Genomic DNA, 21,765 nt, shown 5'->3' on the forward strand with positions numbered 1-21,765 from the left:
TGGAGGCGTCATAGGCAGGAATTGTGTCTGCTTACCTTGGACAGCACCCGATGGATTCTGCCGCTGCATCGAGAATAGAGACGCAAAGCCCTGAGCAAAGCCGTCAGCTTTGCAATGAGAGCCGTGATGAAAGGCGATACACGGTGCGGACCGGGATGTAACGACTCAGCGTGCGCGTTCGATCACCTTGTCGCGCCTTGGATCCTTGTCGATCGGTGGGACTCCTTTTGTTCCGTCGTGAGAACCCGCCACATCCTGCTGGCGGCGGAGCGCGCCTGTGCCTCGATCGCATCCGGGTTGACTTTGACGAGACCATGCAACACTTGTTCGTAGAATGCACCACGCAGCAAGGCTTCGTAGAGCGCAGCATCCTGAGCAGCATCTCGTTTGAGCCAGGACCGCTTCCGGGCAACGCTCTTGAGGTAGGCGATCAGAATGCCAGTTCTGCCGCGAGCAATGTTCTTCTGGTAATGCTGTCCCAGTTCCGGGAATTGATCAGCGTCTCGTGTCACCACGCGATAGAGTGCCACCTGCTCCTCCGAGAGCAGGTGCTGAAGATACTCCACACCCGCTCGCGCGAGCCCAGGCTGCGTTGCGTTTGCAAACCAGGCAAACTGCTTCGCCAACGCTTCCTCAGGGGGAAGAGGCTCGGAGAGAAGATGGTCGGTGCAAGCAGCGACCATGACATGGCTGAAAAGCTCGTTCTTGTTTGCAAAATGGCTGTAAATCGTCTTCACGGAGACACCCGCAGAACGCGCGATCGCATCCATGGAAGCCCCTGAAAATCCGTCCCGCAGAAAATGCTCACGGGCGCTCAATACGATCAGGCGATCCTTCTCAGCCACCATGGCCGTCTTGGAACTCTCCTTCGTCGCATTCTTCATTGATTCGTCACCATTCTCTAAGAATAGAGAAGACTGAATGAATCAACAACGATCGTTTCCGCATCTCATGGGGAAACGGTCGTTTCCGCATAGCAGCGGCACGCACGCACATCAGCAGCGATAGGGGAAAGACATGCAGGTTGGAATCATCGGAGCGGGCAATATTGGATCTGCGCTAGCGCAGCACTTTCAAAAGCTCGGTCATACGGTCTTCATCGCGAACTCACGCGGACCAGAGACGCTTTCGGTCGTCGCGCAGGAGACGGGTGCAAAGCCAGTCGCCATCACGGAGGTCACGAACGGGGCCGATCTGCTCGTCATTACCATTCCAATGAAGAGCATTCCTTCCCTGCCCGCGAATCTTCTCTCCGCTCTCGCCGCCTCGTCGCCGATCATTGATACCGGGAACTACTATCCCCTACGCGATGGAGATATCTCTGAAGTAAACGCCGGGATGGTTGAGAGTGAGTGGACCTCTCGCATCCTTGGTCGCCCAGTCATCAAAGCATTCAACAACATTACTGCGGATAGCCTCCTACACAAGGCCCTTCCTCATGGGTCGGAAGGGAGGATCGCTCTTCCAGTCTCCGGAGAGGATGCTGGAGCTAAGCAACTCGTCATCGGTCTGCTGGATGCGATGGGTTTCGATGCGATCGATGCGGGGCCACTCTCCGAATCCTGGCGCTATCAGCCTGGAACGCCAGCGTACTGCCCTGATCCGACAATCGCGCAGTTGCCCGCGCTGCTGCGGAGAGCCGATCGAGCCAAAGCAGTTGCGAATCGGGACCAGGCGGCGAAGCTGATGGCAAAGCTGCCTCCTGACTTTCCACCGCAAGAACTCGTCCGTATCGCCCGACTCTCCGCCGGTCTCGATACGTGGAAGCCTCGAAGCTGGTTTGCCATCCTTCACATGGGTTTCGCCATTCTGACCAGATCCCGTGAAGCATAACCTCACAGGATTGGTGACGCAAAATCGCAAACGTGCTAATCGAGAGCGGTCGACGAGCGCATCGACCTGTTCTCGCCAGTTGAGAAACACTCCGGGAGCGTCTTCCCATATGCCGACTTCGCGGTAGTTGTTCCCCCGTATACGATTAGCGTATTCCGTGGTCTGAAGAGCAGAAGCGCATTGGTCGGTTAGAGCTTCAAAAGCGCCGTGACACCACTCCCATATCCCGGCGTTTGGCGTTGCTTAAAGCTCTGCTATCGGCGTTAGGAGCAGTGCTTCTGTCCTGCATATCCGTTTTTGCAGCTGTTCACGTTTCGAGTAGACGTCTTCATGTGGAAGGTGGCTTGGCAGCTGCCATCAGCATAATGGTGACCTTGTTCTGCTCGTTGCTGGCGTACGTCCGTTTCCTAGACTGGCATCGTGGAGCCAAGAGCAAGGCATAAAGATCGTCCTGCATGACTCCCTATAATGCCGCTCTCGTCAGTTCGTGATTGCTAGCAAGAAACGCCGCTAGCGGAAGTTGAGTGACCGCCCGAGAGAGCGGGCAACAACCTCGTCGGATCACTTCCGATATGCCGACTTGTAAGGACTAAACGGGCGAGCCTAGAAGGCGCTGCATCCATTCCAATAGGAGAGACCGTTCGGCGTCTGAAAGAACGTTTGACGTTCCGCTCAGGTTTCCCAGCAATGCGTGCATCTGGTTTGCTACGGCGGGGAGCGTTGAGCTTGAGATAGCTTGTGATGTGTTCGTGATGCCGCTTAACGCATGATCGCGCGCAATCGCAGACAGTCCAAGGTCGCGTTGCTCCGGCGCTTGTGACAGCAGAAGCATCACAATTCCCACCGCGGCCGCGTGATAGAGGGCACAGGCTCTTGCCACGCTCACTCGAAGCCGTCCGGCAGCCGCCACGCGCTGCATGTGTTGGTCAAGAACTGCGAATGCCTTTTGCGCGGCGGGGCTTTCTGCTCCCGGTCGAGGATTAGCGTACATCAGTAGGTAGAGCTCCGGGTTTCCTAGTCCAAACTCAACATGGAGGTCCCAACCGACACGGAGACCTTCTACAGGGTCACCGCCCGACGCAGGCGATTGCTTCTTTGCGAGGTAACCGGAGAAGCCGTACGCGGTGACCGCATCGAGTAGCCCGTCCTTGTCTCCAAACAATCGATACAAAACAGGCGGCTGCACCTTTGCGGCTTCGGCCACAGAACGCGTTGTTACCGCGTCTCGGCCATGTTTCGTCAGCAGCGCCAAGGCGACCTTTAGCACCTTGTCCCTGTGAGCCTCCGTGCCCGAAGCGTTTCGCATAAGATCATTCTCCACGTGTTTACATAGGATACAGCATACTGTTATCGTTGAAAACATTTGGGGGTTATTGATGATTGTCGTCACTGGAGCAACAGGTCATTACGGACGCAAGGTCGTGGAGGGTTTGATCAGCAGAGTGCCGGCATCGAACCTGGACGTCAGTGTGCGCGACCCGGAGAAGGCAACGGGCCTGACGGCCAAAGGTATCCGGGTCGAAAAGGCTAGCTTCGCCGAACCTGCAACCCTCGCCGCGGCATTCGATGGCGCAGAGCAGGTGTTGCTTGTGTCCGCAAACGTCCTGGGTGACGAGGCAATCCGGCTCCACGGAAGTGCGATTCAGGCTGCAAAGGATGCAGGCGTAAAGCGCATCCTGTACACGAGTCATCAGGCTGCAAGCCCTACCTCCAAGGTGGCGTTTGCGCGTGACCATGCGGCTACCGAGGAACTCCTGAAGGCTTCCGGTGTCGACTTCGTTTCCTTGCGCAACGGCTTTTATGCGGAATCCTCTTTGTACCAATTGGGCGGCATCCAGGCCACAGGCAAGCTCGCGCTCCCCGGAGATGGCAACGTGTCCTGGACCTTGCGGGACGATCTCGCCCAGGCTGCGGTCTCTGCCCTGATCAACACAAGTTTGTTTCAGGGGATCACCGCTCCACTCACCGCATCCCGGACCTACACGTTCGCCGAGATCGCGGGGCTCGCCGCAGGTGCCCTTAACCGCGAAGTCGTTTTCGAACTGATCTCCGCAGAGACCTACCGTCAAGCTGCGCTGCAACGCGGCTTTCCGGAGCCCATGGTCGGCATGCTGCTCTCCATGTTCGCAGCTATCCATGACAACGAATTCAATATCGTCACCCCAACACTCGAAAGGGTGTTGATGCGGAAGCCCGCCGAGTACCAAGCCGTTCTTATGCCATATCTGACCAACGGCGGTGTGCCGCAAGCTCATTAAGCTCGTCCAGCCTGATAGATAACGAGAAACGCCGTTCTCTGAAGTTGAACCGCATCGCCTCTAGCAAGCCGACTTCTCATTACAGATCAAGCCCCGGTCAGGTTCACGATGATCGAACCTCTCCGAAGCGACGAATGGCCCGCGCCGTTTTTTCAAGTGCGGCGATCGAGTTATCGACTCGCAGGAGGGGAACTCACTGCGAAATGCGTCCGGGCCCTTCTGTACATAGTCGGACGCATCCGACCTCAGCAGAAGATGCAGAGGCGGCGCCGGCGCGTTCAGGAATTTGAAGATGGCTGCGCCAGCAATCGCTGGATCTACCGATTGTTCCGTTTGTCGCCCGGAGCGCGGCCCGGATGGGATTAAAGACCGCATCGTAGTCGGCTATCTACATCCAGACTTTGGCACCTGAAGTCCCTGTGGCAATCAACTCGATTCACGCAGACTTGACCCGCACAAAAAGGACACTGCCGCCCCGGAAAACGCCAAACCCGGCGTTACACAGGCACAACACAGCAGCCAAGCCAAAGTCCGTTGGAATCGCGAAGTCGAGATTTCGTGCAAGGATGCGATGGAGTCGCTGAAAGGAGGGTGCCCTATGCTTTTGAGATTGTTGGTGGACCTGATCGGGATCGAACCGATGACCTCTTCCATGCCATAATCGACCGTTCTGCTAACTTATTGAATCATTAAGGCTCTGGTCGCTCCATAAGCTCTGAAAACTCCGGTGGACAAGGATATTGTTCCCATGATGTTCCCAGATTTTGCATTCTGTTCCTACGCCATATCGCATTTTGGAGCAACCATCGGTTCAGGCGACAGGTCATAGCGATAGGACCGGCAGCGAATCTGGAGCGGCGGGATTTCTCGTCACGAGCCCACGGATCACTCCTAAGATCCGTGTCACCCACGAGTTTGTACATAGCTCATGAGTGACGCGGACATTTTGGCAGTATGCAAACGGGTGAGGCTCCTAACTCGGTAGCTTCCTGCAAACGGTCCCAGTCGCGCCGCTCAGGCGACGCGAATCAATTTCTTATTCACGAACTCACCGATGCCAAGATCAGAAAGGTCACGGCCATACCCCGAGTTCTTTACTCCGCCGAATGGCAGATCCGGAGCGGTCCATGTTGCCTGGTTGATAAAGACCATTCCGGTTTCGATCTGTCGGGCTACTCGTTTCCCACGCTCTATGTCTTTGGTGATCACAGTTCCACCAAGACCGTACGGGGAATCATTCGCAAGCGTCACCGCCTCCTCTTCGTTCTTCACGCGGAACATCAGGGCCCCGGGAGCGAAGAACTCCTGATAATAAGCAGGATTGTCCGGTTTGATGTCGGTCAGAATCGTCGGGGCGAGGAAGTATCCCTTCCGGTCCAAACGCTGTCCTCCGTTCAGCACTTTCGCGCCACCATCTACAGCGGTCTTGATCTGCTGCTGGACGAGATCGAGAGCGCCAGCGGTGCACAATGGCCCAAGTGTCGTCTTTTCTTCCATCGGGTCGCCGGGAACGAGCTTTTCTAGCTCTTTTCTAAATCGATCGACGAACGTATCCGCTATCTTCTCGTCAAGGATGAACCGCTTAGCAGCCACGCAGCACTGGCCGGTGTTGTTCATACGGCCCCAAACACCCCACTTGATGGCCGTATCCATGTCCGCATCGTCGAGCACGATGAAAGCATCGCTGCCGCCCAATTCCATCGTGCTCTTCTTGAGCGCTTTGCCTGCCTCTGCGGCGACTGCGGCGCCAGCCCTTTCGCTACCACTCAGAGCCACTCCCTTGATGCGCGTATCCGCGATCGCTACAGCTGATTGCTCACTCCAGAGGAAAACGTTGCTATAAGCTCCGACGGGAGCACCGGCATCAAGGAACAGCTTCTCGAATGCTAGAGCGCACTGTGGCACGTTTGGGGCGTGCTTCACGATAAGCGTATTGCCCACCATGAGGTTCGGCCCTGCGACCCGCGCCAGCTGGTAGTACGGGCAGTTCCAAGGTTCGACGCAGAAGATCACGCCCAGCGGTGCACTCTCGACATAGGCCTCGCCTTCCTCCACCTTCAGCTTTTCGGGTGCAAAAAGTGCCTCGGCATTATCGGCGTAGTAATCCAGGATGTCGGCACTGAGTCCACTTCGCCCCGCGCTTCCCGGAATAGTTTGCCCATCTCGAGAGTGATGGGTTTGGCAAATTCGTCACGTCTTCCCGTAGGATCGAAGCCGCCTTCTTGAGAATCGTCCTGCGCTCAGCCAGAGTCTTCCGGCTCCAGTCGTTCTCGTAGGTCGACTGAGCCCGAGCGATGATCTCTTCCATCTGTTCGTCGCTATGTTCCGGAAAGCTCTTGATCAACACATCGTCATTGGGATTGATTGTCTGATAGGTCATAGAGGCTATCCTCCTTTCGATTCATTCCATTGGTTGTGAACAAGCTAAGCCGGCTGCATTTTCGCTGACGCGCGTTCCGCCTAGCTGGGCCGACGCACAGATTCGGCCATCGTTGTGTCTCTGACGGAAGAGACAGCGCGGCGCGAGATCAGATCCAGGCCCGGTTCACCGTTGAAGCTGTTCAACTCATCTTGATGACCGCACGGCCGTTGATCTTTCCGGCCTCCAGATCATCGAGTGCCAAGAGAGCCTGATCGAAGGTGTACGGGGTGAGGTTTGCCCTGATCCTTCCGGTCTTTGCTAGCGCTACAAGGTCGTGCAGGTTTTTGTGCGTCCCGCTATACGGGCGAGTAATCGAAGCGCCCCATGGAAGCGAGGTGGACAGCTGGTTCGTCTCGAACTGAAAGACGCCGTTACTGAGTCCCGGCGCGCGGATGGCTCCGTAAGGAGCAACGACCGCAGCAGCTAACGCCAGCGTGGCGGTGTTTCCTACGATGTCGAAGACCACGTCCGCACCGTAGCCTTCGGTTACCTTCAGCACCTGCGCGGCAACCGCCGGATCGTCGGAGCGGAAGGCGTAGGAGACCTTATCCTTGATGGCGGCGAGCAGGTCGTCCTTGATGTCGAGAGCGATGACTGTTGCTCCCGTCAGTTCACGGAGGAGTTCGATGGCGAACTGTCCCAGCCCTCCGATGCCGATGACAACGACCGTCGCTCCTGGACGGAGCAGGTCTTTGGCCGCCTCGATCGAATGGTACGGAACCAGGCCCGCGTCCGGAAGGACGGCTGCAAAGACCGGGTCGAGGCCTGCAGCCGGCACCAGCGCAGATGACGGCACCGCAGCGTACTCAGCCATGCCCCCGTTCACGGAAACTCCGGGCGTTGGTGGTGGATAGAACCGCCCCCCGGTGTTGCGGCAGGCGTTCTCCTGGCCCGCAACACACATGCGGCAGATGCCGCAGGACCATACCGGATGGACGACAACCTGGTCACCGATCGAGAAGCGTTGTACGTCGTCGGCAATGTCGACGATCTCTCCCGCAATCTCATGGCCCAGAATGGTCCCGTCCGGAATCATCCGCTTGGTGGATCGCCGAATGTGCACGTCGGTCTGGCAAATGCCGGCGGCGGTGACGCGGAGCAGCACCTGCCCCGCCACAATGTTTGGCTTCGGCACTTCGGTCTGAACCAGATCTCCAATGCCCTTCAGTTGGATAGCTCGCATGTATCTTCCTCCGTTACTGGGCCAGCATGCCGCCGTCGACGATGTGTTCGGTACCGGTGATGAAGGACGCCTCATCCGAGGCCAGGAACAGCACAAGATTGGTGACTTCACCCGGTTCGGCGATGCGTCCTTGAGGAATCAGACTGAGTGCGTCTCCGCCCTTTTCATCGGTTGCCGCCACCATCATAGGTGTCTGGATGAAGCCCGGGTGCACGGAGTTCACACGGATATTCTTCGAAGCGTATTCGATTGCGGTGGCCTTCGTCATGCCTCGTACCGCGAACTTGCTGCCGACATATGCAAGGTTCGGGAAGCCATAGTTGGCTGCGATGCCCGCAATGGAGGAGATGTTGACGATGGAACCGATGCCCGCCTTCACCATCGAGGGCAAGACAGCCTTCATGCCCAAGAAAACTGATGTCTGGTTGATCGCACAAACCTTCAGGTAGTCGGCTTCGCTGATATCGATTGTCTTTGCAACTGGACCAAGTACGCCGGCATTGTTCACAAGGATGGTGATGGGCCCAAATTCTGCCTCGCCCTTCTGGATAACGGTTGTCCAGTCCTCAGCTCTCGTCACATCATGGTGAAGGAACAAAGCGTTCTTCCCGAGCTTGGCAGCGAGCGCCGACCCTCCATCCTGATTGAGATCGGTCAGGATCACCTTCGCGCCTTCTGCGATGAAGCGCTGGACGTGGGACTCGCCCATCCCCTGTGCGGCTCCCGTAACCAATGCCACCTTTCCCTGCAGTCTGCTCATATGCCATTCTCCCTGCACCCGTCCGCTCGGAGGAGTGCTACTCTTTGTTAGACGCGAGAGATCGTTGATGCGTCAACTATCTTTATGTCTTATAAATCGAGCGACGAATGGGCGGTCGCCTTGACCTGGATGGTTCTTCCAGCCGGCCGCGCGTGGCAGAAGGCCGCTGGAGCGGCTTTGGAACGCTTTGGAGTTTCTCTCTCTGTGGCAGCACCGATTCTCGTGGTTGCGCGAATGGGCAACGGGGTCCAGCAGAAGGTTATTGCGTATGAGGCCGGGATCGATGAAGCGGCAGTCGTACGCTCCGTCGATCAACTGGAACGGGATGGATTGTTATTACGCAAACCCGATCCCGGGGACGGGAGAGCGAAAACGATCCATCTAACGCCTAAGGGAAGGGGCTTGGTAAGAAAGCTCGACAAGGTGATTCGGGATCTTCGTGACGATCTGCTGCGGGAGATCAGTCAGAAGGACGGCATGGCAGCGGTTCGAGTTCTGCGAGAACTGGAGCGTGGCGCGAATCGAAACCTAAGCGGTTCGATCCAGCCCGCGGAAGGCAATCCGTAGCGCTGCCGTGTCGGATAGCCCAGTAGAAGTGCAGAACGCAACTTGGAACCCGCAGTGTCAAGGCGACTCGTTGAACGATTTGGTGCACCCTCCGAAGGCAATTCCAGGACCTGCTCTATACGCAAGTCAAAAAAAGAATGCCACGGATGAACGGCTATCGCACGACATTGCTGTCACAACATTCACTTACATGGCTCCCCAGAGATTGCGTCACGGAACTACGTGAGGAAGCTCAGGCTTCGAGAATCGCTCGATCTGTCCTTTGTAGGTGTCGTATACCTTTTCGGTCGCGGTCCGAACGGGCTCTGTAGCAACGCGATAATCGCTCCCAGGCTTGAGCTGCAAAGCTGCTGTATGCCACGACGGCGCTAGGAATGACGGTCGTGATTACGGAACTGGACGAAGTTCCGAGGGTCGCACCCACGCCGGACCTGCTTCAGAGTGAAGCTTCTACGGAAAAAGCGGAGGATGGTGCTTGGATCTGGCAGCGGGAGAAGTCGACGAGTTGTCCAGTCTCGCTCATTCTCAGTGGCGCCGATCGCAGATTGATCGTTCTGCGCAACGGGATTCTGATTGGATCTTCTCCTGTAACGATTGCCGGAGAGATCACAGAAACCGCGGCATATAGCTTGACACAGGTTTGATGCCAAAGGATTTCACTGGATGCAGCTGCCCCTGCCTGGAGAGAACTGGGTTGGGAGCAAAGAACTGAGCGACTCGGAACGTCGTCGCGTTCACATTCCAGACGCGTTTCGCGCGCTACTGGACGGGGAACTTACTCCAGGGGTGACGCTGGCAGTGACGACGGACTCCCTTCGAACGGGTGCTACCGGCCGCAGCCTGACGGTGTTGGAGGCGCAACCCTGATGTTGACGAGTTCCTCTGCTTTCCCCTATTTCGTCGTAAGCAGCCGATCGAAGATGGAGCAGATCAGCTTGCGCGTCCCCTTGACGGAGATCTCCGATCCAAGCAGGCGTTGGCTCACGGCCATGCCATGGGCGAAGCTAAGCATCGCCATCAGGAACTCGTTCGGAGGCAGGGTGAACTGGATTCCAGGTTGTTGAGCCAGTTTCTTGAGGATCCGCCGCCCATCCTTCAGCATGCTGCGATACAGCTCGATGTAGGTCTGACGCATCTTCTCGCTGCGTAACGCGCCAGCCTCGAATTCTGCTTCCAGAATGATCCATTCCGGATCGGTGACCCGGTCCGCAAGAGCTTCGCGAAGACGCTTCAAGAGGCTCTCGACGGGTTCATCGCTTTCAAGGATCGTTCGGAACACGCTGAAACGTTTTTCCTGATCGTCCCGCACGATGGTGAGAAAAAGATCCTCTTTGTCGGTGAAGTTGCCATAGAATGCACCCCGGGAAAACCCTGCCTCTTCAGCGATACGTTCCGCAGCAGCGTCTCCGAGCCCCTCACGCAGAATGTGGCGCCGCCCCGTCTCGATGAGGCTGGCGCGCGTCTGTGTCTTGCGCTCCTGGCGGGAAAGACGAGGTTTCCTCGCTGGAGCGGTATGAGTAGAAGCAGATTTCCGAGGCATTTGCGTAGAGTACCAAGTCGCCGATTGTGGCAAGTCAACATTTTATCCGTAGGGAAGAGATTCGCATCAGTGAACAGCTTCCCCCGCGGGGGCCCCTTCGCCGGGACGGTTCTTGCTGAGCATGAACGCCGCCGCGATCATGGCAACGGACATCCACGACAACCATCGATAGATGTCCTGGTAGGCCTGCGCGGCGGCTTGCTGGTTAAGTTGCTGGTAGATCGTTCCCCGGGCCATCTGGACAGCCTCCGGATGGCTGACCATCGTCTGGAAATAACCGGTAAGGGCGTTCACCTGATTCGTGAAGGCAATACTGCCTGGCTGCATCGCCTCTTGCAGCCGCGCCTGGTGGAAGAGCGAGCGATTGGTGACGATGGCACCCGTCACCGCGATGAAGATGCTGCCGCCCACATTGCGAACGAAGTTGATGATGCCTGACACCTGATTGCTTGCCTCTTTCGGCAGACCGACATAAGCCGCATTGGTGATGGCGATGAAGCAGAACGGGATTGGGATCATCTGGATCACCCGCAGCCAGGAGGCAAAGCTAAAGCTCATCTGCAGGCTTAGGTGGGTGGACGCGTAATAGTAAGCAGCCGCGAAAAAGCAGAATCCGACTGCAGCAAGGTTCCTCGCGGCGAACTTGCTTGTCGCAATTCCCGCCATCGGCATGACGAAGAGGAGAGTGACACCTCCCCACGTGAGCGCCTCCCCGGCACTGGTCGCCGTGTAACCCAGCAACTGCTGGAGGAATTGTGGCTGGAGCACGGTTGCGGCGTTCAATACGCCACCCACCAGGATCATCAGAGCGCAGCAGATCGCAAAGTTCTTGTAGCGAAAGAGCTTGATGTTCATGATGGGATTCTTCGCGCGCCACTCCCACCAAATCAGACCTACCATGCCGACCACAAACATGGCCGCAAACGCGCGAATGAAATTGGACGCAAACCAGTCGTTCTCCTCGCCCTTATCCAGGAAGATCTGCATACCACCCATGGCCAATGTCAGAAACGCGAGGCCAATGTAATCCAGCCGCCGAAGGTTGTTGCGATCTGCTCTGATCCAGGGTGGATCTTCGACAAGCCTGGTCACCAGAACGAACGCCAGAATACCAACCGGAAGATTGATGTAGAAGATCCATCGCCAGGAATAGTTGTCCGTGATCCAACCTCCCATAGTCGGTCCGATGGACGGAGCGAGAACGGCGACGAGTCCGTAGAGCGAGAACGCCAATCCGCGTTTCTTCTCTTCAAAGGAGTCGGCCATGATGGCCTGCGCCATCGGCTGAAGACCGCCTCCACCGATTCCCTGAATGATGCGAGCTAGCAGCAGAATCGGAAGCGATGGGGCGATGCCGCAGAGAAAACTGGCGACCGTGAAGATGATGATGCAGAGCAGGAAGAAGTTCTTGCGCCCGATGACGCTCGAAGCCCACGCTCCGACCGGCAGGATGATTGCGTTCGAAACCAGGTAGCTTGTGAGCACCCATGTTCCCTGGTCCTGGCTGGCACCCAGATTGCCTGCGATGTGGGGAAGGGCGACATTCGCAATGGATGTATCCAACACTTCCATAAAAGCAGCTAGCGCAACGGTCGCCGCGATAAGCCACGGATTTGCCTTAGGTTGCCATCGTTCCGCATTTGCCATCGTCCGCTCTCCGATAGGTTAATCGATTCTTCATGTACAGTACGTATATCAAATCGAATGCTGCAAGGGGCACAATCGTTGAAGCGGATAGGATTCCATGAAATACGAGAATGATGAATCCGTCGCGCGCCAGGCTTGTAATGGGGATGAGAGAGCCTTTGAAGTGCTGAGCGAGCGGTGGCGCGAACGCCTGCTCCGGACCGCAGAACGATATACTCTTAACCGGTCTGAGGCGGAAGACGCCGTTCAGTCCGGACTCTTCAAGGCGTGGCGGAACATGACTACTTTTCGCAATGAGTCTCTCTTCTCGACGTGGATCACGAGGATCGTCATCAACGAGGTCTATATGATTCACAGACGTCAGGAACATCGTCGTATCGAGTACTCCGATGAACTGACGACGATGGAGGCTGCCCTTATCCGAAAGGGCCGGCTTCCTGCAGGTGAGTCCATTGAGGAACGGCTCATTCAACAGCAGAGTATTGACCAGGTTCGCTCGGCGATCATGTTCCTGCCGGCTTCCTTCCGGACCATCCTTCAAATCGAGCTTACGGAAGAGGTTCCTCTCCCAGAGGTGGCAAAACGCTTGAATCTTTCGCTGGCAGCCGTAAAATCCCGGCGCCTGCGTGCGCGCCGCGAGCTGCAGAAGAGAATGTCCGCCGCTGCGTCGGTTTGGCATGGACGCGCGTCGGCCCGTATCCGCGCGTAGACGTCCCTACAGCGTCACCTCGCTATTGTCGAGTTTGTGCAGGATGACACGCGCAGCTTCCGAGTCGAGAAGCCTTTCCTGAACCAGGCGGTTGATCTCGTGCCTCTCCGCACGCAGTGCCTCCATGCGAAGCCTCTTCTCCTGTTGCCGATGTGTATTGGCTCTTTCACTGCCCGCACCCTGACCATCAAGCCCCACGACCCGCCTGCGATAGTAATCCTTCAGACGGTTCGAAACCGTTGCTACGTCTTCCGGCAGACTGCTTTCCTTTGCCGACTCCTTTTCAAGCTCGTCGAGCCTTCGAATCGCTGCATGAGCCGCTGAGATCCGAGCTCTTCGACTCTGCGCCGCAAGAGAAGACTCTGGTGGATCGTGAATCCCTTTCATGACCATAGGCAGCGCCACTGAGGCCGACACGAGAGAAAACAGAATCACGCCGGCAGCGAGGAGAATCGCCAACTGCCGTCCGGGGAATGGCGTGCCATCGTTCAAACTGGTAGGTAGTGAAAGTACCGCAGCGAGCGTCACCGCACCCCGAACGCCAGCGAAGGCTGTAGCCACGAGCAGTCTTTTGGGCGTGCGGGTCCGGACGTCCTCCTTGTGTCTCCTCAGGAGAGAAGTCCATTTTAGGGAGGACCATGACCAGAAGAATCGCAGGAACCCGAGAACGATTGTGATCCCCAAAACAAATGCGCCCAGAACCCACGACGAGTGAAGATGATGTTCCTCGATGACGGCCGGAATGCTCCTCGCGATCGCGGGCAGTTGCAGACCAAGAAGGATGAAGATGAGGCCGTTGAAGGTGAATTCGATCATATCGGTGATGACTTCCGACTTGATCCGGGTCTCTGCTTCCGGGATCTCCTGGAGGACAAGATTGCCGATGAATCCAGCTGAGACGGCCGATAAGATGCCAGAGAAACCCATGTGTTCCGCTGCGAGATAGGCAGCGAACGGCAGCAACAGAGTCATCAGGATCTGGGAGGCGGGATGAGAACCGAGTCTCTTTCCAATCCATCGCTCCCCTTGCATCACGAGAAAGGCAACCACTGCCCCGACAGCAACGCCACCCAGTGAAACCTGAAGAAAGGTCATCAGAGCATGAGTCGCGGAAAATACGCCCGTAAGTGCTGCCGCAACCGCGAACCGGAAGCAGACAAGCCCTGACGCATCATTAAGAAGGGCTTCTCCTTCCAGCAGGTGAAGCAGACGAGAGGGGATACGCACACCTCGAATCGAACCTGAAAGGGCGACAGCGTCCGTAGGCGACAAGACGGCGGCGAGGGCGAAACTGGCAGCCAGCGGCATGGATGGAATGAGCCAGTGAATGAAGTAACCAGCTCCGACGACGGTGAACACCACCAGGCCTACAGCCATCCTCAAAATGGGAGTCCGCAGGCTGACAAATTCCGCGCGAGGAAAGCGGTAGGCGTCCACGTAAAGTAGGGGCGCCACAAATAATAGAAGAAACAAGGATGGCTCCATAGCGCTGTGGACGCGAAGAGCGGCCAGAGCTATGCCGAGACCGATCTGCAGGAGCGGCAATGGGATTCGCGATACGAGCGAAAGCACACCCGTTACGCACACTGCAAAAAGCAGAACAAGAATCGTAGTGAGTTGTTCCAAGCGCGGCCCATTCCTCAATAAGTCCGCAGGGCGTATGAGGAGGTGTATCTCCTATGCCCTGCCATGGGTTTGATGAACCCTCGGATAGGACAGTCGCATTTCTGGTTCACTTCAAATGAAACTTGACCAGAAGGTAGAGGCCCGCGACGACTTCCTTATCGTGACTCACCACCTGAGGCCGGTGGCGCTCTCGATGCAGTATGTATATGACACAGGCACCTTGTCGGCAGCTTTGGAAGCTTAGGCTCAATTCCTCTCAACGGGAATCCGTCGTGCGTTCGAAAAGACGGTACCGTATCTGCGCCGTCGTCACGAAACCTGAACGTCCATGACCAAGAAACCCCTCTCGTTCAGAACCGCGGCAGGTACCCTGCGTTCGTTTCGGATGTGATTGGCGTCACAAACCCTGCCTGCGGAGCTTGTTAGGGCTTGCATATAGTCTGTCTCAGACAGTCCCTCATTGATGAACCCGGTTCTACGTACTTCTCATTGCCGTGAGACCGATTACCACCCCGTTCGCCTTTCGTATACAGTATGTATAGGGATGCGTATCGCTCGAAAGTGTAAGCTCATCCGAAGGACTCCGAGTGAAGTTCTGCGACTTTGCTGCAGCGAGTTGAATCTGAGAAGTACGCGCGGTCGGCCGACAAAATCGTTCTAGTCCGCCCGCGAATTCTCTAGTCCAGGACCGACCGCTGACAGCATGAATGACACCCCTTCTTCGCAACAGCCTCCTCAACCCGCAGCTGGCATTGCCATAAAGCCGCCATCCAGTATCCCCACGGCTCCGTCATCAGTCCACCGCCTGATTAGGGGAGTCGTGGCTGTGCTGATTGTTGCTGTGCTGGCTACTGCGGGATTCATTGCATGGCTACGCCTGCGGCCGAAGACATTAGGTCCGGCCTTCGCGAGCGGGAACGGACGCGTGGAAGCCACCGAACTGGATATTGCGTCCAAGAATGCCGGACGCATTACCGAGATGCTGGTGAACGATGGTGACTTCGTCACCGCTGGCCAGGTGGTAGCCCGCATCGATACGGATGTCCTTCAGGCACAACTGCAGCAGGCAAAGGCGGAAGAAGCCGAGGCGCGGAACGCGATCGAGGCCGCGCTTTCGGTTGTCGGTCAGCATCAGAGCGAAGTCGCGGCCGCGAACGCTGTTGTCTCCCAGCGGGAGGCGGAGCAGGTCTCGGCCGAGAAGACCGCGGAACGCACCAGGGTTCTGTCTGAACAGCATGCGGCCTCCATCCAGGAGTACGAAGACGACATGGCTCGCCAGAAAGGAAGCGCGGCAGCTGTCCTTGCAGCCAAGGCGCAGGCCGCCGCTTCAAAGGCAACGGTCACCGCAGCGAACTCCCAGGTATTGGAAGCCCGCTCTCATGTGGACGCCGCTATCGCCACGGAGAATCGTCTGAAGTCAGAGATCGCGGACAACGAGCTGCGCGCTGCGCGGTCCGGAAGGGTCCAGTTCCGCATTGCCCAACCGGGTGAGGTCGTCTCCCCAGGCGGCAAAGTCCTCAGCATGGTCGATCTCAGCGATGTCTATATGACCTTCTTCCTGCCGGAGACGGTGGCCGGAAAGGTGGCGATGGGATCTGAAGTTCATATTGTGCTGGATGCTGCTCCGCAGTATGTCATCCCCGCCACCGTATCCTTTGTCGCCAATGTCGCTCAGTTCACACCAAAAACAGTCGAGACCGAAAGCGAGCGCCAAAAGCTTGTCTTCCGCATTAAGGCGAGGATCGATCCCGATCTGCTGCGCAAGCACATTACGCAGGTGAAGTCCGGCTTGCCCGGAGTTGCCTACGTTCGCGTGGATCCCTCTGTGCCTTGGCCTGACAACCTGAAGACAAGGATCACCCAATAATGGCTCAGACCTCTTCCGTGGTGCGCCTTCAAGACGTAACGCATCGTTACGGCAAGACGCTCGCCACCGACGGGGTCACGCTCGATATCCCCGAAGGAAAGATGGTCGGCTTTATCGGCCCCGATGGAACCGGCAAGTCTACCGTGCTGGCGCTAATCGCAGGAGCACGAAAGATCCAGAGCGGTTCTGTCGAAGTGCTGGGCGGCAGCATGGCGGATAGCGGCCATCGTGAGCGCGTCTGCCCACGGGTTGCGTACATGCCGCAGGGATTGGGAAAAAACCTCTATCCCACGCTCTCTGTGCTCGAAAACATCGACTTCTTCGGGCGCCTCTTCGGTCAATCGAAGTCGGAAAGAATGTGGCACATCGACGAGCTGCTTGAGAGCACAGACTTGTCTGCCTTTCGCGACCGTCCGGCGGGTCAGCTTTCGGGTGGCATGAAGCAGAAACTTGGCCTGTGCTGCTCGCTGATCCATGATCCCGATCTGCTGATCCTCGATGAGCCCACCACCGGTGTCGATCCTCTCTCACGTCGTCAGTTTTGGGAGTTGATCGACCGGATACGCTCGCGTCGTGCCGGCATGAGCGTGATCGTTGCGACCGCCTATATGGAAGAAGCGGAACGCTTCGACTGGCTGGTCGCCATGAATGCTGGCCGCGTTTTGGCCACAGGGACCGCAGCGGAAATACGGCAGCGTACCGGTCAAACGACACTCGACGCAGCGTTCGTGAAATTACTCCCGGAACAGGACCGGCAGGGCCACCGTACGCTTGTGATTCCGCCACGAAAGCCGAATGCGGAGGTGGCGATTGAAGCGCGTGACCTGACCCGGCGTTTCGGCAAATTTACCGCCGTCGATCATGTGACGTTGACCGTGGAGCGTGGGGAGATCTTCGGTTTTCTCGGATCGAACGGTTGCGGCAAGTCGACCACCATGAAGATGCTAACCGGACTTCTTCCGGCGACCGAAGGCACAGCACTGTTGTTCGGCAAATCGGTGAGCAGTGACATCGAAACCCGCCGCAATGTCGGATACATGTCTCAGGCGTTTTCGCTGTACACGGAGCTTACGGTCGGGCAGAACCTGGTACTTCATGCGCAGCTCTTTCAAGTGCCTAAAGAGCAGATCGATGGGCGTGTGGATGAGATGGTGCAGCGTTTCGATCTGGCCTCGGTCATCGATCAACTTCCTGAAGGATTGCCCTTGGGAATTCGCCAACGCCTGTCGCTCGCGGTCGCAGTCATTCACAAACCTGCGATGCTGATCCTCGACGAGCCGACCTCTGGGGTCGATCCGGTAGCACGCGACACCTTCTGGGAGCTGATGCTGGACCTCTCCCGGAGTGATGGCGTGACGATCTTCATCTCGACACACTTCATGAATGAGGCGGAGCGGTGTGACCGGATCTCGCTCATGCATGCGGGACGAATCCTGACCACCGGAACGCCCGCCGACTTGGTCGCAAAGAGCGGGCAAAAGACACTCGAGGACACATTCATCCTGTATCTCGAGCAGGCCCAGGCTTCCGATGCAAAGCATGATGCCACTCCGGAGACTGCTACTCAACCAGCTCCAACGCAAGCTGGGAACAAAACGCGACAGCACAGGACCTTCAGCCTGCAGCGGTTGCTGAGTTACGCCTATCGAGAGGCGCTGGAACTGCGGCGCGATCCCATCCGCATTACCCTCGCTCTGGGCGGGACGCTGTTGCTCATGTTCATCATTGGTTACGGCATCAATATGGACGTCGACAACCTGACCTTTGCGGTGCTCGACCACGACCAGAGTGCAGCCAGCCAGGACTATGCGCTCAATCTCTCCGGCTCACGCTACTTCGTAGAAAAACCGCCGATTTCGGACTATCAGGAGATGGATCGACGGCTCCGCAGCGGCGAGCTGAGCCTGGCCATCGAGCTTCCGCCGAACTATGGACGCGATCTTCTCCGGGGTGCCCAGCCGGCGATCGGCGTGTGGCTCGATGGCTCCATGCCGCAGCGGGCCGAGACGGCCCTGGGCTATGTGCAGGGCATGCATGGGGGCTATCTCTCCGACCTTGCGGTCCACCGCCTCGGCGCCAGCACGGCGGGTCTCTATTCTCTCGAAACAAGGTACCGCTACAACCCGGACGTGGAAAGCCTGATCGCGATGGTTCCCGCAGTGATTCCCCTGCTTTTGATCTTCATTCCGTCCATGCTGACGGCTCTTGGGGTCGTGCGTGAAAAGGAACTTGGGTCGATCCTCAATCTTTACACCACGCCGGTCACGAAGCTCGAGTTTCTACTTGGAAAGCAACTGCCGTACATCGTCGTTGGCATGATTAATTTCGTCCTTATGACCCTTATGGCAGTATTTCTGTTTCGTGTTCCAATCAATGGCAGCCTGCTCGCGCTTGCCACAGGCGCCGTTATCTATGTCACAGCGTCGACCGCCTTCGGTCTGCTCACCTCGACGCTTATGGAAAGCCAGATTGCAGCGATCTTTGGGACGGCTATGGGAACCCTACTGCCCGCAGTCCAGTTTGCGGGGCTGCTGAATCCTGTATCGTCTCTTTCCGGCTTCGGAGCATTCATCGGCCATATCTATCCCACCACACACTTTCTCACCATCTGCCGCGGTGCCTTTTCGAAGGGACTCTCCTTCTCCGATCTGTCTGGATCGTTCTTCGCCTTGCTTGCAACGATTCCGGTACTCACCATCGGCAGCGTATTGCTGCTGAAGAAGCAGGGAGAGTAGCGATGCTCCGCAGCCTTGGGAATATCTTTCATCTCGGCATCAAAGAGTTCCGGAGCCTGTATCGCGATCCTGCCATGCTGATCCTCATTGCGTGGTCATTCTCTCTCGGGATCTATGTGGCGGCTCACGCCCAGCCGGAAACGCTGCAACGCGCGCCCGTCGCCATTGTCGACGAGGATCGGTCCCAGCTATCGATGAACATCATCGATAGCATCTACCCTCCCTACTTCAATGCTCCGACAATCACCACGCAGCAGAACGCGGACGCGGGTATGAATGCTGGCCGCTATACCTTCTCCGTGGACATCCCTCCCAACTTTCAGAGGGATGTGCTCGCGGGGCGCTCGCCCGCGGTTCAAGTGAATGTAGACGCAACTCTGGTCAGTCAAGCCTTTATCGGTGCAGGCTATCTGCAGAGCATCGTGAGTGGCGATGTCACCGACTTCGCCCAGCGGTATCGTTCGGTCGAAGCAGCCCCTATATCGCTCGAACCGCGCATGATGTTCAACCCTAACCTCACACAGTCCTGGTTTTCCGGCGTGATGGAGATCATCAATAACGTCACGATGCTTTCGATTATCCTTACGGGCGCCGCGCTGATCCGCGAGCGCGAGCATGGAACCATCGAGCACCTGCTGGTGATGCCTCTTACGCCGTTCGAGATTATGGTCTCGAAAGTCTGGTCGATGGCCCTGGTGGTTCTTCTCGCCGCCGCATTCGGACTGGAAGTGATGGTCAAGGGAGCTCTCGGAGTAGTGATCTCCGGTTCCGTGCCGCTGTTTCTTGCCGGTGTGGTGATCAGCCTGCTCGCGACGACCTCCATGGGCATCTTCCTCGGTACGATTGCCCGCTCGATGCCTCAGTTCGGCCTGCTGATGATCCTCATTCTCCTGCCCTTGCAGATCCTCTCCGGTTCACTGACACCACGCGAGAGCATGCCGCTGCTTGTGCAGAAGATCATGCGGGTTGCACCCACCACGCACTTCGTGAGCCTGGCTCAGGCGATTCTTTACCGTGGGGCGGGATTCGATGTTGTGTGGCCACAGTTCCTTGCGATGCTTGGGATTGCCGCTCTCTTTTTTACAGCCGCGCTGGTGCGATTCCGGCGGTCGATTGGATCGATGCAATCATGACGCAGCCTATACAAGCCAACAAGAAACGGGGCCGAAAAACAAAGCCGGCCGAAATTGCCGGTCTTTCTGTCGCCAGCATGTTATTACTCAGCGGATGCATGGTTGGCCCTCACTACAAGCGCCCCGCGGTTGTGGCCCCGCCCACCTACCGTGACGCAGAGCTGGTGACGAAGGATCCGGGAGGGCAGGCCTCCGTAGCTGATCTCAAGTGGTCAGAGGTCTTCAAGGATGAAGATCTGAAAGCTCTGCTAGCCGAGGCGATTAAGAACAACTACGACGTACGCATTGCGGCGCAACGTATTCTCGAACAGCAGGCTCAGGTCGGGGTGACGAAAGCCCAGATGCTGCCGTCCGCGAATGCCGGAGCGGCCTACAGCGCCGTCGGCATTCCCAGCGGACTTCTTGGCAACGAGACCTCCCCAAAGTATTACGGTGGGGGTTTCACTGCAACGGCGGCGTGGAACCTCGATTTCTGGGGACTCTATCGGCGTCAAAACGAAGCCGCACGAGCCGAACTGCTGGCGACAGAGTGGGGCCGCCGCGCCACGCTTAGCTCTATTGTCATCAACGTTGCGTCGGCCTATGTCCAGCTTCGTGCGCTCGACGCCCAGCTCGAAATTACAAAGGCCACGCTTGATTCCCGGAAGGCGTCCCTGCGTCTGGTGAGTCTGCGGGAGCGGACCGGAGCAACCACGATGGCCGATGTCCATCAGGCGGAGCAGCTTCTGTATGCTGCCGAGTCAGTTCAGCCGCAGCTTGAAAGCCAGATTCGCCAGCAGGAAAACAGCTTGTCACTCCTGCTGGGACGCAACCCAGGGCCCATTGTGCGCGGCAAGCGCAATACCGAGCAGCCTCATCCGGAAGAGATTCCGACGGGGATTCCCTCTCAACTCCTGGAGCGGCGTCCCGACATCCAGAGAGCCGAAGCAGAACTGGTGGCTGCCAACGCCCGCATCGGTGTGGCCCGCGCGCAATTCTTTCCTCAGATCAGCCTCACTGCGCTTGGAGGAACGTCAACAAGCCAGCTAAACAAGCTCTTCGATTCAAGCAGCAGCTATTGGCTTGCGAACGGCGCGATCAGCCAGCCGCTGTTTGCCGGCGGACGACTGAAGAACGATCTCAAGGCGGCTGAGGCCACGCAGCAAGAGGTGGTCGTCAACTACCAGAAGACGATCGCCTCCGCATTCCGGGATGTCTCGAATGCTCTGATTGTTTACCAGAAGTCGAAGGAAGACCGTATCGCACAGGAGAAGCAAACGGAAGCTGCAAGTCAGTCGGTGAAGCTTGCGCGGCTTCGCTACGACAATGGCCGCAGCAGCTATCTCGAAGTTCTTACAAACGACACCAATCTCTTCTCCGCGCAATTGAATCTGGCAAGTGTGCAGGAGCAGGAGGCACTTTCTCTCGTCCAGCTATACGCCGCCCTCGGTGGCGGATGGCAGTAATGTTCTCGGCTGCGACCCCGCTGGACGGGTCTGGTGCCGT

17 protein-coding genes are annotated in these 21,765 nt (G+C 57.3%); 8 read left to right on the forward strand and 9 right to left on the reverse strand.

The window, feature by feature from the left end; genetic code table 11:
- Positions 1-182: 182 nt before the first annotated feature.
- Positions 183-884: a TetR/AcrR family transcriptional regulator gene (locus OHL11_RS08030; protein ID WP_263370972.1), complete on the reverse strand. Its 702-nt coding sequence runs from the start codon at positions 882-884 to the stop codon at positions 183-185.
- A gap of 133 nt (positions 885-1,017) precedes the next feature.
- Between OHL11_RS08030 and OHL11_RS08035 the strand changes: the two genes are divergently transcribed.
- On the forward strand, positions 1,018-1,833 hold the full coding sequence (locus OHL11_RS08035) for an NADPH-dependent F420 reductase (RefSeq protein ID WP_263370973.1): 816 nt from the start codon (positions 1,018-1,020) through the stop codon (positions 1,831-1,833).
- A 589-nt stretch (positions 1,834-2,422) separates the two neighbouring features.
- On the opposite strand, the gene OHL11_RS08040 is transcribed toward OHL11_RS08035, so the two are convergent.
- Positions 2,423-3,139, reverse strand: a complete 717-nt coding sequence (locus OHL11_RS08040; protein ID WP_263370974.1) for a TetR/AcrR family transcriptional regulator — start codon at positions 3,137-3,139, stop codon at positions 2,423-2,425.
- A 70-nt stretch (positions 3,140-3,209) separates the two neighbouring features.
- On the opposite strand from OHL11_RS08040, the gene OHL11_RS08045 reads away from it, so the two are divergent.
- Positions 3,210-4,091 (forward strand): SDR family oxidoreductase, encoded by an 882-nt coding sequence (locus OHL11_RS08045; RefSeq protein ID WP_263370975.1) that lies wholly within the window; start codon positions 3,210-3,212, stop codon positions 4,089-4,091.
- A 1,014-nt stretch (positions 4,092-5,105) separates the two neighbouring features.
- Here the strand turns inward: OHL11_RS08045 and OHL11_RS08050 are convergent.
- The 4 genes from OHL11_RS08050 to OHL11_RS08065 all read right to left on the reverse strand — a co-directional run bounded on the left by OHL11_RS08050 (position 5,106) and on the right by OHL11_RS08065 (position 8,456).
- Positions 5,106-6,278, reverse strand: a complete 1,173-nt coding sequence (locus OHL11_RS08050; protein WP_317890640.1) for an aldehyde dehydrogenase family protein — start codon at positions 6,276-6,278, stop codon at positions 5,106-5,108.
- Positions 6,181-6,471, reverse strand: coding sequence for an aldehyde dehydrogenase family protein (locus OHL11_RS08055; RefSeq protein ID WP_263370976.1), 291 nt, complete (start codon positions 6,469-6,471; stop codon positions 6,181-6,183). The genes OHL11_RS08050 and OHL11_RS08055 overlap by 98 nt, the downstream gene beginning before the upstream one ends.
- Before the next feature lie 181 nt (positions 6,472-6,652).
- Positions 6,653-7,696 carry an alcohol dehydrogenase catalytic domain-containing protein gene (locus tag OHL11_RS08060; RefSeq protein WP_263370977.1) on the reverse strand — a complete coding sequence of 348 codons (1,044 nt, stop codon included), beginning with the start codon at positions 7,694-7,696 and terminating at the stop codon, positions 6,653-6,655.
- 13 nt (positions 7,697-7,709) lie between these two features.
- The gene (locus tag OHL11_RS08065) at positions 7,710-8,456 is read right to left on the reverse strand and encodes an SDR family NAD(P)-dependent oxidoreductase (RefSeq protein ID WP_263370978.1); all 747 of its coding nucleotides are present in this window, start codon (positions 8,454-8,456) and stop codon (positions 7,710-7,712) included.
- Between the two features lie 84 nt (positions 8,457-8,540).
- On the opposite strand from OHL11_RS08065, the gene OHL11_RS08070 reads away from it, so the two are divergent.
- Entirely contained in the window at positions 8,541-9,023 is a 483-nt protein-coding gene (locus OHL11_RS08070) for a MarR family winged helix-turn-helix transcriptional regulator (protein ID WP_263370979.1), read from the forward strand.
- Between the two features lie 892 nt (positions 9,024-9,915).
- On the opposite strand, the gene OHL11_RS08075 is transcribed toward OHL11_RS08070, so the two are convergent.
- On the reverse strand, positions 9,916-10,563 hold the full coding sequence (locus OHL11_RS08075; RefSeq protein ID WP_263370980.1) for a TetR/AcrR family transcriptional regulator: 648 nt from the start codon (positions 10,561-10,563) through the stop codon (positions 9,916-9,918).
- Between the two features lie 66 nt (positions 10,564-10,629).
- Entirely contained in the window at positions 10,630-12,210 is a 1,581-nt protein-coding gene (locus tag OHL11_RS08080; RefSeq protein ID WP_263370981.1) for a DHA2 family efflux MFS transporter permease subunit, read from the reverse strand.
- A gap of 97 nt (positions 12,211-12,307) precedes the next feature.
- Here OHL11_RS08080 and OHL11_RS08085 point away from each other — a divergent pair, with 97 nt between their 5' ends.
- Positions 12,308-12,919, forward strand: coding sequence for an RNA polymerase sigma factor (locus OHL11_RS08085; protein ID WP_263370982.1), 612 nt, complete (start codon positions 12,308-12,310; stop codon positions 12,917-12,919).
- 6 nt (positions 12,920-12,925) lie between these two features.
- Here OHL11_RS08085 and OHL11_RS08090 read toward each other — a convergent pair whose 3' ends face one another.
- Positions 12,926-14,545, reverse strand: a complete 1,620-nt coding sequence (locus OHL11_RS08090; protein ID WP_263370983.1) for a Na+/H+ antiporter — start codon at positions 14,543-14,545, stop codon at positions 12,926-12,928.
- 820 nt (positions 14,546-15,365) lie between these two features.
- On the opposite strand from OHL11_RS08090, the gene OHL11_RS08095 reads away from it, so the two are divergent.
- Genes OHL11_RS08095 through OHL11_RS08110 form a run of 4 tightly spaced genes read left to right on the forward strand, consistent with a single transcriptional unit; the run spans position 15,366 to position 21,725 of the window.
- Positions 15,366-16,412 (forward strand): HlyD family secretion protein, encoded by a 1,047-nt coding sequence (locus tag OHL11_RS08095; RefSeq protein ID WP_263370984.1) that lies wholly within the window; start codon positions 15,366-15,368, stop codon positions 16,410-16,412.
- Positions 16,412-19,147, forward strand: coding sequence for a ribosome-associated ATPase/putative transporter RbbA (gene rbbA / locus OHL11_RS08100; protein WP_263370985.1), 2,736 nt, complete (start codon positions 16,412-16,414; stop codon positions 19,145-19,147). The genes OHL11_RS08095 and rbbA overlap by 1 nt, the downstream gene beginning before the upstream one ends.
- Positions 19,148-19,149: 2 nt before the next feature.
- Positions 19,150-20,280, forward strand: coding sequence for an ABC transporter permease (locus OHL11_RS08105; RefSeq protein ID WP_263370986.1), 1,131 nt, complete (start codon positions 19,150-19,152; stop codon positions 20,278-20,280).
- Complete coding sequence (locus tag OHL11_RS08110) at positions 20,277-21,725, forward strand: efflux transporter outer membrane subunit (RefSeq protein WP_263370987.1); 1,449 nt, start codon at positions 20,277-20,279, stop codon at positions 21,723-21,725. The genes OHL11_RS08105 and OHL11_RS08110 overlap by 4 nt, the downstream gene beginning before the upstream one ends.
- Positions 21,726-21,765 lie beyond the last annotated feature (40 nt).

Source organism: Granulicella cerasi (assembly GCF_025685575.1).
GTDB lineage: Bacteria > Acidobacteriota > Terriglobia > Terriglobales > Acidobacteriaceae > Granulicella > Granulicella cerasi.

Excerpts from the sequence above, each read along its gene's own strand:
- OHL11_RS08030 (WP_263370972.1), bottom strand. The coding sequence starts at position 884 with ATGAAGAATGCGACGAAGGAGAGTTCCAAGACGGCCATGGTGGCTGAG.
- OHL11_RS08035 (WP_263370973.1), top strand. The coding sequence starts at position 1,018 with ATGCAGGTTGGAATCATCGGAGCGGGCAATATTGGATCTGCGCTAGCG.
- OHL11_RS08040 (WP_263370974.1), bottom strand. The coding sequence starts at position 3,139 with ATGCGAAACGCTTCGGGCACGGAGGCTCACAGGGACAAGGTGCTAAAG.
- OHL11_RS08045 (WP_263370975.1), top strand. The coding sequence starts at position 3,210 with ATGATTGTCGTCACTGGAGCAACAGGTCATTACGGACGCAAGGTCGTG.
- OHL11_RS08055 (WP_263370976.1), bottom strand. The coding sequence starts at position 6,471 with ATGACCTATCAGACAATCAATCCCAATGACGATGTGTTGATCAAGAGC.
- OHL11_RS08060 (WP_263370977.1), bottom strand. The coding sequence starts at position 7,696 with ATGCGAGCTATCCAACTGAAGGGCATTGGAGATCTGGTTCAGACCGAA.
- OHL11_RS08065 (WP_263370978.1), bottom strand. The coding sequence starts at position 8,456 with ATGAGCAGACTGCAGGGAAAGGTGGCATTGGTTACGGGAGCCGCACAG.
- OHL11_RS08070 (WP_263370979.1), top strand. The coding sequence starts at position 8,541 with ATGTCTTATAAATCGAGCGACGAATGGGCGGTCGCCTTGACCTGGATG.
- OHL11_RS08075 (WP_263370980.1), bottom strand. The coding sequence starts at position 10,563 with ATGCCTCGGAAATCTGCTTCTACTCATACCGCTCCAGCGAGGAAACCT.
- OHL11_RS08080 (WP_263370981.1), bottom strand. The coding sequence starts at position 12,210 with ATGGCAAATGCGGAACGATGGCAACCTAAGGCAAATCCGTGGCTTATC.
- OHL11_RS08085 (WP_263370982.1), top strand. The coding sequence starts at position 12,308 with ATGAAATACGAGAATGATGAATCCGTCGCGCGCCAGGCTTGTAATGGG.
- rbbA (WP_263370985.1), top strand. The coding sequence starts at position 16,412 with ATGGCTCAGACCTCTTCCGTGGTGCGCCTTCAAGACGTAACGCATCGT.
- OHL11_RS08105 (WP_263370986.1), top strand. The coding sequence starts at position 19,150 with ATGCTCCGCAGCCTTGGGAATATCTTTCATCTCGGCATCAAAGAGTTC.
- OHL11_RS08110 (WP_263370987.1), top strand. The coding sequence starts at position 20,277 with ATGACGCAGCCTATACAAGCCAACAAGAAACGGGGCCGAAAAACAAAG.